The following is a 12,155-nucleotide window of genomic DNA, read 5'->3' as shown; positions in this document are numbered from 1 at the left end:
AAATTTTAAATGATTATTTAAATCTAAAATCTATAATTTATAATCTAAAATCTCTCTATCCCTTTACTAATTTCTAGTGGGTGTTGTATTTTTAATATAAGCAACCAAACAAAAAACTAAAGCTATACTTTAAGTAAGTATTTTGTACTTGCGTACTGTTTTTTTATCGTCAAAAGACGCTCTAAAATGAGATGTTCCAGCCGCACCTTCCGGTACGGCTACCTTGTTACGACTTAGCCCTAGTTACCTGTTTTACCCTAGGCAGCTCCTGTTACGGTCACCGACTTCAGGTACCCCAGACTTCCATGGCTTGACGGGCGGTGTGTACAAGGCCCGGGAACGTATTCACCGCGCCATTGGCTGATGCGCGATTACTAGCGATTCCAGCTTCATAGAGTCGAGTTGCAGACTCCAATCCGAACTGAGACCGGCTTTCGAGATTTGCATCACATCGCTGTGTAGCTGCCCTCTGTACCGGCCATTGTATTACGTGTGTGGCCCAAGGCGTAAGGGCCGTGATGATTTGACGTCATCCCCACCTTCCTCTCTACTTGCGTAGGCAGTCTCACTAGAGTCCCCAACTTAATGATGGCAACTAGTGACAGGGGTTGCGCTCGTTGCAGGACTTAACCTAACACCTCACGGCACGAGCTGACGACAACCATGCAGCACCTTGAAAAATGTCCGAAGAAAAGTCTATTTCTAAACCTGTCATTTCCCATTTAAGCCTTGGTAAGGTTCCTCGCGTATCATCGAATTAAACCACATAATCCACCGCTTGTGCGGGCCCCCGTCAATTCCTTTGAGTTTCATTCTTGCGAACGTACTCCCCAGGTGGCTAACTTATCACTTTCGCTTAGTCTCTGATTCCGAAAAACCAAAAACGAGTTAGCATCGTTTACGGCGTGGACTACCAGGGTATCTAATCCTGTTCGCTCCCCACGCTTTCGTCCATCAGCGTCAGTTGTTGCTTAGTAACCTGCCTTCGCAATTGGTGTTCTAAGTAATATCTATGCATTTCACCGCTACACTACTTATTCCAGCTACTTCAACAACACTCAAGACCTGCAGTATCAATGGCAGTTTCACAGTTAAGCTGTGAGATTTCACCACTGACTTACAGATCCGCCTACGGACCCTTTAAACCCAATAAATCCGGATAACGCTTGCACCCTCCGTATTACCGCGGCTGCTGGCACGGAGTTAGCCGGTGCTTATTCGTATAGTACCTTCAGCTAGATACACGTATCTAGGTTTATCCCTATACAAAAGAAGTTTACAACCCATAGGGCCGTCGTCCTTCACGCGGGATGGCTGGATCAGGCTCTCACCCATTGTCCAATATTCCTCACTGCTGCCTCCCGTAGGAGTCTGGTCCGTGTCTCAGTACCAGTGTGGGGGATCACCCTCTCAGGCCCCCTAAAGATCGCAGACTTGGTGAGCCGTTACCTCACCAACTATCTAATCTTGCGCGTGCCCATCTCTATCCACCGGAGTTTTCAATATCAAATGATGCCATCTGATATATTATGGGGTATTAATCTCCCTTTCGAAAGGCTATCCCCCAGATAAAGGCAGGTTGCACACGTGTTCCGCACCCGTGCGCCGCTCTCAAGTCTCCGAAGAGACTCTACCGCTCGGCTTGCATGTGTTAGGCCTCCCGCTAGCGTTCATCCTGAGCCAGGATCAAACTCTCCATTGTATGTTTGTCTGACTCACTCAAAGTTTTAACGCTTTAGTTTTTCCTTACTTGGTTGTTATATTGTATGTCAATGATCTTTATATCTTTCGCTTTTTAATGAAGCACTCTTCTCTGTCAGTGGTACTCCATATTTGCGAGTGCAAAAGTAAAAATTTATTTTCATTTGACCAAATGTTTTTGAAAGAAATTTTAAAGTTTTTTAAGTAACCTTAATTCTTCCTAAACTCTCAATCTCTCTACTCCTGCGCTCCCTTAATTGGGATTGCAAAGATACTAACTTTATTTTAACCAGCAAATTTTATTTACTAAAATTTAAAAGCTTTTTCCGTTCGTTTCATTAAGTAGAATAAATGTTTAATGCTTATCTAAAAGCTCTTCTGCGCTTACTGAATCTCTTTCGTTTTTCAGTGGGGCAAAGATAGAGACTTATACCATACCACACAAATCTATTTAACATAAAGTTTACATTACTATAGCAATTGTGGGTAAATAGACATCTTAACTTATTGATAGTTTTATATTTACACGGTTATTAACACTTATCCACAATGGTGGAATTGTTTTTTAAAAGGTCTGGAATATTGTTTTGAGGGGGAGATAAAGGGGTTTTTATACATATATATAATAGATACGCTCCTATATAATAGATATGATGTGAGTCTTTAGGCTGTATAGGTTTAGGCTAAAGCCAATGGAAGGGGCTTAATTTGTTTGAGCGGGCTCCCTTCGACTAAGCTCAGGATTATAGCCCACTCCTACTGATGTACTTCTAGTGGTTTATAAATAATGATGAAAGGCTTTTTTAATAATACATTGCCCTAAGCGTTGTTGAGATCCTTACAGGATGACAAGGATGGTGCAGAGCAGAATGAGAAATAAAGGGACTATATAATATCAATAGTCTATACAATGTTTATTATGGGAGATTACAGCATGGAAGGATAGTTATAAAATGTTTATAGGTAAGTGTTTTTTAATTTTCCCACAGATGGCACAGATTGGCACAGAGGACTGGAAATAATTGGATAACCACCCCGTCAAAAATTCTTTGAATTTTTGACACCCCTCCAAAGGATGGGAATGATGGATGCCTTTCCTTATAGATAATAGGTTAAAGTATTAATTAATGCCACCCTATTACCTATTACCTATTACCTATTACCTATTACCTATTACCTATTACCTATTACCTATTACCTATTACCTATTACCTATTACTCATCATTTATAATATATGTCCCCTACCCTAGCCCCGATAGAAACGGTTACCCCGCAGCAAGAGTTGGAAAGTTGAAGGGGTGAGCATTGGGATGCTTTGGAGCGAGGAGTATGAGTAGATAGCGGGATAAAGCTCCTGATGAAGTTTGAGAGTTCGAGGGTTTTAGAGGTTGAGCGCAGGAGAGTAAGAAATTAAAATGAAGATGAAGAAACGGTAAGAGTGTCGGAGTCCTGATTTAAGTAAGAGTGTTTTTCAAATGATGGATTAGAAAAATCGTTTAACCAGTATCCTATAAGTAAAGTAACCTATAAGACATCCGACTGTATCTGCAACAATGTCTAATGTCTCCATAGATCTTCCCAATCCCATTTCTTCCTGTAGGATCTCTGTGAGGAAGGCATATATAAGGATGATCTGAAAAAAGTAAGCGAATTTAATTTTAGGAAATGCGGCAATGAAAGAAAATCCTAAAGCTGCAAAAATGCTTAGGTGCAAAACTTTATCGATACCGCTGAACATGAACCAATATTCATGGTTCTCTTCTCCGGGTTTGAGAAGCATATAAGTAAGAAATGCCCAATAAATGGGCAATATCTTACTAAATATTTTTGAAATTTTATCCAATGATCGCTTGGTAATCTTCTGCAGAAAGTAATTCTGACTGATCTGCTCCATCAGCAAGTTCTAATTTGATAATCCATCCGTTTCCATAAGGATCTGTGTTTAACAGTTCCGGCTGGTCTTCTAATTCTGAGTTGAATTCGATCACCTTTCCTGAGATAGGCAAGAATAAGTCTGAAACAGTTTTTACTGCTTCTACACTTCCGAAAACGTCTCCGCCATTAAGATCATCATCTACTGTATCTACATCTACATAAACGATGTCTCCAAGTTCTCCCTGAGCAAAGTCTGTAATACCGATTGTAGCCACATTACCTTCAATCTTGATCCATTCGTGATCTTTAGTGTACTTTAATTCTGATGGTGTGTTCATTTTTTAATTTTTATTTTCTACAAATGTATTCAAAATTCTAAAAGGTTCAAAGCGTTAATAGGCATCTTCATTAAATTTTGGGTGTAAATAAAAAAATCGCTGCAAAAGCAGCGATTTGGAATAAGTAATTATTTTTTAATAATCTTATTTGGATAGTTCTTACCAGCTGAATCTATAAGGGTATTATTTATTTGCCTTTTTTAAAACTTCAATTTCTTCCGCTTGTTTTTTCAACTGCTTATTTAGTTCAATTGTATACAACGTTAACTCTTCTATTTTCTGCAATAATTTAATCTGAAACTCTCCTACATTCACTCCTTCTTTTTCCATCTCTTTTGCAGAAGCTATTTCAGGAAGATGTTTCTTTTCTTTGATGTGTTTTTCAACGGCATCTAGTTTTGGTAAATCATAGTTTTCATCAAATACAAAATCGGCTGTTGGTGTTAAGGTTACTTTAACCTCTTTTGCTTCAAGCTTACCTTGAATAGCAACATTACCACTTTCATTCCAACTCAAAACATTGAATTCATTATCATTTTTCTTAACTCCTAAGCCACCACCTGTCCAGCCATAGAGAAAAGGGCCATCTAATAAAGAGTTATCACTATTATTCCTTTTATATTTCAAACCATGAGATGAATCATTTCCAGCCAGCTGGATAGGAAATCCTCCAGCAATATTAATCCCTCCGGCAACCTGAAATTTAGACTGTGGATTCATTGTTCCCACACCCACATTTCCATCTTCACTTACAGTTAACATAGCATTCTCATGATTCCCTTTTGAAACTAACCAATATTGATTTCCTAGATTTCCAAAAAACCAATTATTAGTTCCGTTTAACATTCGAGTTTGTATACCTTGGGTGAATCCTCCTGTATCTGTATTTCTTTCTAGAACAACAGTTGGGGAATAGTTTTTAACTATTATGTCATTAGTAAACTCATGTTGTGCTGATAATAGAGACGATATCATTACAAAAGCTAATAATTCTTTCTTCATTTTTTATTCAAAATTTTCGGCGAAGATAATCATTAATTCAAAAAACCGTGGATTATTAAAGAAAAATAAAGCCTCTTTCTTTTCAGAAAGAGGCTTTATTATAAAGTGTTTATCTTATTTCTAGAATCCGCCACCACCGGAGTCTCCGAAAGTAAACGTTGCAGAGATTCCTGCTCTGATCGTAGACAGCGGAAAGGCTGTGGAGATCTTATACTTCGAAGTCATCTGTTCGTAGAAGATTCTCAGGTTTAAGTTTTCTGAGACATTATAGTCTGCTGAAAGCTTGATATTAAGAAGCCTCTGCCCTCCTGTAATCTGTGAGTCATTCAACAGGATATTCATGATAGAAGTTCTACTATCTCTTAGTGAAATATCTCCTCTGATATTAAGATCACTTCCTTTTCCTCTGGTTCCTCTACCTCTTACATTGGCGGTACCTAATCTGAAGTTACGAACAATGTATCCCAGTCTTACTACATATTCTGTATTAGAATCTTCAGTAAGGGTATGGTTTACCAATCCTAATACCATCATTCGGTTCTTGTTGTACTGTAATCCGAACTGCATATTATTTCTCATGGTAACATCTATCCCAAGAAGTGGTGAGAATGATTCTACATAGCCTACCTGAGCGAAAGTATATGGGTTAATTTTATCACCATCATTCTGTTTTATAACTCCTGCATCATCTACTGTCTGATAATATCCTCCAGGATTACTATGATAATCAATATTGCTCTGAATTCCCGTTGCTGTATAGGTTGCTGTATAACCATGCAGAATATCAAACTTTGTAAACTGTCCGCTGATTATCGGAATATTCTTCAATCCTGAATAGGTAATTCTCCAGTTCGGCAATGGCATTCCTGCTTTTTTAGGGTTACCCATCGGAGAAACAGATTTCCCTTCAAGAGCAGCCCTGAATGCTGGGATCAATACATAGGCATTCGCTATACTGTAATGTTTTGCAAATCCATCATTACCTATTTCTGCATTAGGACCTCCCAACTGTTGTGAAATATTTATTGCATTTTCTCTGATTGCCTGATATACTGCTGTGCCATCTTTGAATGATGAATTAAGCAGCATCGTGGAGTTTGAATAGGTAATCATGTCTGTTGCGAATGTAAAACTTGGATCTGGAATTCCCGCACCATTAACATAATTAAATCCGGAATGCGAGAAATTGCTATTGAAATTATGCAAAACATTCAGATCTATTCTAAAATCATTCATCGGCATTACCTGCAAGTTGGCCCGTAATTCTTTGGTTGACATTCTTACATAGGCATCAGTCATATAATTAGAGTTACTTACCCAGCCATTTTCCATTACGGTTCTTCTGATATCTGCCTGAGATCCTAACAGGAATCCAATGGTAGGACCACCCAATGTCTGCCCAGAACCATACCAGTTGGGAGCTGATAATAAACCAGGAAGTACAGTACCGTTATTCTCTGTATAACTTACATCCAATTGCTTAAATGAAGTAAGGAAGAATGCTGCACTTTGAAGTGGAGTAAGCTTATTTTTGAATTTATACTTCTTATATCTGTATCTGTTCTTTTCCCATTGTTTTGTATATACATTGTTCAGGGAATCCATTTCCTGCTTACGTTTCTGAAGCTTGGCATTGATATTTTTAAAATAATTAAACTGTCCAAAGAATTTAGGAAGATCTGCCGTGGCAGTAGCCTGAATAACATTGGTATTCTGACCTATCGAACCTAAGCTTTCCACTTTATTATTGTCCGGATTCACCATACCATATAATGCAGTACTTCTCGCATTCCAATTATACGTAAATCCGTATCCTACTTCAGCATCAATAAAGTCCAGATAAGGCAAATACTGGAATGGTAATTTATAGTTTAGCTGAGCTCTGTGATTATACAATACCGGTCTACCTGCTCTGAATACATTTCCGAAAATGGCTTTATTATCCATTGTATTTACATCAAGGTTATCATTAAGCGTTCTGGTTGCAGAGTTGATCTCCAGTTTTAATGATTTTGTAAAGTTAAATCCTAAACCATACTGCCATCCGAAGTAGAAATTTCTGTTTCTGATTGCATTGATATCTCCACTTGTATTTCCACCTAAAATAGCTTCGATATTTCTAAACTCAAGTTCGTTATAGTTTCTGTCTATCTCTGTTCTGAAAGATAATCTTGTCGGAATAGGATTAATGTTAAATTCTTTTACCCATCTCAGATATTTAGTAGATTTTGCAGTATCACTAATCATTTTATTGAAAGGTTTTATCACCCATGGTTTGAAAGTATAGTTGTAATCAATATACCCTCTCAGATACTGTCTGTAATTTCTCTTTGTATAAATATCTCTGAAATAGTCATCATTATATACCGCAGTTACCGAAACGTTTTCGATATCATAAAACTTAGGCTTTTTATTCTGATTTACTCTTTCTTTACGCATATTAACAACTCCGATACTTCTTTGCTGTGTATACGTTCTTGCCACTTTTTTCAGCTGTTCTCTGTTGGGAGCCTTGCTGAATTCAACGTCGGTATCCAAAGGATTATATTTAGGATCTTCGATTGTTTGTGAGTAAGAATAGTTCAATGGAATTTTTATCCCTGTCTTTTCCGGTAAAAGCTTATCTACATTAATTGCTGTATTGATACTAAATGCCGACTGAGTAGACTGATTTCTTTCTGCCGGTTTAGAATCTATATTTCCAAATCCTACCGAGGTATATGATGCATTGGTATTAACAGTTGCAAAATCTCCTAAATTGAAATTTAAACTTGCATTTCCTGCGTACCCGCCGTCATTTTCAATCTCAGAAAGACGGATTTCGTTAACCCACAAAATTCTGTCTATAGATAATCCTGTTTCATCCCTAGGTATTCCGTTCTTAATACCAATCATAATGGTTGTCACATTCCCTAAACTTGGACGTCCCTTGATATATATTCTTTTAAAGTTATCCCCTTCTTCAAAAACAGGATCACGGAACCTTTGCATAATTTTATCAGCATACATTTTATCTCTTCTGATCTTGGCATCAACAAAATTCTGAATATCAAGATTCACTTCATTTTCCATTGGCCATATTTCCATAGGAGCTGTTGCCGAAGTTGAAGTAAGTTTCAAAGACGCTTCATATTCATAGTAGTTATCTGTAGCATCATTTCCGAAACGAATAAAGAATTTAGTCGTTTTATCCAAACCTATTACTCTACCTAATGGATCATGAGCATGCACAAAAAGTTTTAGTTTTTTGTATCTTCTCATATCAAGACTGGTATTTTTGAATACCCCTTGCGCCTTACCAGGTGCCAACTGACTGGTTTTCATGTACAAAGAAGCCTCATTTTGTCTTTGTGCTCCGGCATTTCCACTTAAAACCTGTCTGTCAATTCCAGGAGGCAATACATAAGGGGGTTGGTTAAGAGCATTCTCTTCTATGTTCACACTCCCCACTTCAAGTTTTTCAATTTCTGAATCTATTGTTACTCCTTCATTCTGAGCTGGATCTAATGCTCCATTTGAATAAGTGGCAAGACTCTTAGGATATTTTCTCCAGTCTGATCTTACAAGGTCCATGGTACCGAATCTCAAAGTAGACGTGTTCTCAAATCCTGTAAGCATTAATCTCGCAAATCTCACATTATTAAGTACTGTTTCACTATGAGCTCCCTGCGTTTTATCAAACTTGGCAACCGGAATTCGGAACAGGTACCATTTCACATCAGCAGACTGTCCATTCAGGAAATCTGCTTTTACTGTTTTAACATCAACGATATTATTATCTGCACCTAATGAAAGGCTGGCCTGATCTAGTTTTATTGGATATTCGTTATAGCTTTCAATCTGATCCAGGTTATAGTCTCTGTTGATATCTTCAGCATCCGGAGTCTGTGAAGCCACACTCAGTGAATTTGCTTCAGAGTTTCCATCCGGGTTTCTGAAATATTTATAACGCTCAACCAACGAAGCAGCCTGATTACCCGTAAATTTATCTGACATATAGAATACAAAGTCATCCACAGCAGGGTCCACAATATTGGTTACCGGATTTACAAAGGTATTCCCGAATCTCATTGCCTCCTGGTCTGAACTCAAACCATCATATCCAACATCCTGAGCTTTTCTGCCATCTCCTTCAGTAGAGAATGCGTATAGAATAGGCGGTTGTTTTGGCTGTACTCCCCAATTGGATGTTGTTGTAGCAGATGACGTTCCTGGTGCAGGAATACCATTTTCATACAACATTTTCCCGTCTTTAAGAATATCTTCAGATACGTTCCCTAAGTGTAATAATAATTTCGGATTATCCCCAAGTTTATTACCGTCAGCATAAGGATCCATCATCCAAAATTCAACATATTCAATGTTTGAACTTACAAAGTTAGGTACACTGATTGGTCTCATAATACCACCCCATCTGCTGAGAGCTGGCTCTGTTCCCGGATTGACATTATAAGGTCCTTTTTCTTTAGGATAGAAAGAGATATCAAAAGTATTGGTAAAGGTTTGATCTCCCGCTACAAAATCTCTACTATTATAAATTTCGGAAAGCATTACCCTTCTTGATGCGTGGTTGGAAACTGACTGTGGGGTAATTCCTCCAGGGGCTTTCCCACCAACACCCCAGAATCTTGGGTCAATATAATACCATGATAATAGTCCTCTTCCATAACCGCTCGTAATATCATCACTCACTGGTGGGATATTGAAGGGGGGTGCCGTGTTTTTTTCCGGTCTTGATGCTAAACTCCAAGCCGCAGGTTCTTTTAAAGATATTTTAGAGGTTGTCTGCTCAAAATCGTCAATATAAGACTGGTTGTTGGTTGCATTATTCAATCCTGGAAGAAGGTATGCAGCTTCCATCTTGAAGTTAATATTGGATGGAGCTTCAGTCTTTATCAATGGCAGTTTATCCGTAAATCGTGTAAGATAAGGCGCCTGATTATTATACATCATATTAATCCCCGCCATTGTATTGTTAACAGCTTCCTGTCCGAAGTTTACCTTTTGGGTAAGCGGAGATTCTGAATAATTGATAACTGTTCCTCCTAAAATAAAGTGTTCATTGAATCTTCTTTCTAAATTCAATCCCAGGAATCTTTTTCTCTGGGTATTGAATGTAAGCTGGTTTTCCAATGAAATATTAATGGCCTGCCCAGATTGTTTTACGTTCTCATTGATGATCGTAACTGTACCAAGCATATAATCTACGGTATAGTCTACCCCTTCGGAAAGCTGCACCCCATTTGCAGAAACTTTTACAGATCCCTGAGGTACGTTTACTGCCCCAAGGGAAATACCTTGTCCCTGAACCCCTTTATAACGTCCTTCAATGGTGTAACGCTGAGGAACAGTGGTTTGGCCTGCCGTAGGTTTTATCTGATCATACAGATCATGGAAAACATATTGAGGATCATTAGTTCCTAATACCTGTTGCATATAGTCTCCGAAAGGCTGTACTTTGGTAAAGATAATCCTACCGGTTTCCGGTCTGATTGTAACTCCAGGTACAAAATCAAAAATACCGTCTCCTCTAGTTCCATCTTTATTATTCTGGATATCACCATTCATGTTAAGACGATCCCAATTCAGTAATTTCAATAGGTTTAAATCTTTAACATTCGTATCTGGAAGATAATTTACCTTACCACCGGTTTTCTGGTCCCTATAATATAGGTTAAGAATAAACCCATCAGGAGAAACCTGGCCTGCATCTAAAGAATAAATATTCTTCATCATCAGCTTCCACATCGGAGAAGACACATCTACACTGTTGTTTACTTTCAATACTTTCGTAATCAAAACCGGGCTTTCTTCTGAAAACTCCCCTACTTTGTATACTTTACTGCTTCCACTTACCGTATATGAATAGGATACCGCAAGAAGCTGCTGATCATTAAGTTTCTGGTTCAATGAAATATATCCCAATTGTGGCTGGAATGTATATTCATTAGAATTCAGCTTTCTTGCTTTACTATTAAAGATAAAATGCTCACCGTTTACATAAGGAGGTGATCCGGCAAATGATTGCCCCTGATAAACTCCATTATAATCCTTACCGGCTTCTCTTGTCCCTGCCTTTGCTGAGATTTCGTCATATAATCCACTCACTGAGTTATCTGGTAATACGCCTCCAGCAGTACCGCCTTCACCGAGATCTCTAATCCCAATGATTCCTTTCTGATAAGCTAAATTACTGTTTCCCTGATCCAGAACCCAAACCTCAAGCCTGGTAATATTAATCTTGGAATTGACCTGTGGATAATTAATTAAAGCATTATCATATTTATCCAGGAAGTAGTGACCTAAAAAGTAATGTTGGTTCTCTTCATACTCCGTTACATTGACTTTAAAGTTATTCATTACCCCACCACCCTGTACTACAATATTTCGGGCTTCACCCTGTTGTTGGGAAAGAACAACGGTCCCAAATGTTTTTCCTAGCTGGAATTCTGTTTTCACCCCAAACAATGATTGTGAACCACGGATTAAGCTTGTGGAAAGCGGCATATTTACATTACCAAATTCTACTCTTTTAATGATTTTATCTTCACCACCTTCATTAGGTTTATCTACATTTCCAAGACCTTTCTGCTGAAGATCTTTCCAGCTTCCTTTTGCCTGCCATACAAGGTTCATTCTGTTTTCAAAGGCAAAACCACTTTGGGTATCATAATTGGCTTTTAGCTGAAGGTTTTCCCCTACTTTCCCGAGTAATCCAAGCTGGATTCTCTGGTCTATATCAAAAGTAAAGCTGGTCCTGTTCTGTGGTAGGATCAGCGGGTTATCTATTTTCTGGTAAAGTCCTGCGAAGTCAATGGATGCGTATCCGGAAGGAATGATCTCAATTTTATTGCCCCCGAACAGGGTTTCAAATAATTTGTTGTTGATCATTACTGAAGGGATGAGCCCCTTCTTTCTGGCATCACTCTTGTCTTTTCTAAAAAGGAGATTATATTTCTCCGATTTTTCCTTATAGTATGCTCTGGTCTGGAGGGCGAGTACATATTCTTTATACTCTTCCGGAGACATGGCAGTAGGAGGACCGGTAATTGTGTTTCCAATTTTGGGATATACATAGTACATCCCGGTTTTTATATCGAAATAGGCCTCATATCTCGTGGGGTCTGCTACTTCATATTGCTTTCGTATGATCGTTGTATCTTTTGCCTGTTGTGCAAAGGCACTTACAGACATAAACAGGAACGACAGGAACAAAAATATTTTAAAATGTTTATTAT

The 12,155-nt window shown here is 38.3% G+C and carries 4 protein-coding genes and 1 rRNA gene; all 5 read right to left on the bottom strand.

Annotated elements, in window-relative coordinates:
* Positions 1 to 184: 184 nt before the first annotated feature.
* Positions 185 to 1,702 (bottom strand): 16S ribosomal RNA (locus CHSO_RS04255).
* Positions 1,703 to 3,185: 1,483 nt separating this feature from the next.
* Positions 3,186 to 3,512 carry a VanZ family protein gene (locus CHSO_RS04250; RefSeq protein WP_045501854.1) on the bottom strand — a complete coding sequence of 109 codons (327 nt, stop codon included), beginning with the start codon at positions 3,510 to 3,512 and terminating at the stop codon, positions 3,186 to 3,188.
* Positions 3,513 to 3,537: 25 nt separating this feature from the next.
* Positions 3,538 to 3,915, bottom strand: a complete 378-nt coding sequence (gene gcvH, locus CHSO_RS04245; RefSeq protein ID WP_045492676.1) for a glycine cleavage system protein GcvH — start codon at positions 3,913 to 3,915, stop codon at positions 3,538 to 3,540.
* 183 nt (positions 3,916 to 4,098) lie between these two features.
* Positions 4,099 to 4,917, bottom strand: coding sequence for a hypothetical protein (locus tag CHSO_RS26170; protein ID WP_045492673.1), 819 nt, complete (start codon positions 4,915 to 4,917; stop codon positions 4,099 to 4,101).
* 120 nt (positions 4,918 to 5,037) lie between these two features.
* Positions 5,038 to 12,111, bottom strand: a complete 7,074-nt coding sequence (gene sprA / locus CHSO_RS04235) for a cell surface protein SprA (protein ID WP_045492670.1) — start codon at positions 12,109 to 12,111, stop codon at positions 5,038 to 5,040.
* Between the last annotated feature and the right edge of the window lie 44 nt (positions 12,112 to 12,155).

Origin of the sequence: Chryseobacterium sp. StRB126 (assembly GCF_000829375.1) — a bacterium.
GTDB lineage: Bacteria > Bacteroidota > Bacteroidia > Flavobacteriales > Weeksellaceae > Chryseobacterium.
This window is presented reverse-complemented; position numbering and strand designations above follow the sequence as displayed.

Coding starts and splice junctions, on each gene's coding strand:
- sprA (WP_045492670.1), bottom strand. CDS start 12,111: ATGTCTGTAAGTGCCTTTGCACAACAGGCAAAAGATACAACGATCATA.
- gcvH (WP_045492676.1), bottom strand. CDS start 3,915: ATGAACACACCATCAGAATTAAAGTACACTAAAGATCACGAATGGATC.
- CHSO_RS26170 (WP_045492673.1), bottom strand. CDS start 4,917: ATGAAGAAAGAATTATTAGCTTTTGTAATGATATCGTCTCTATTATCA.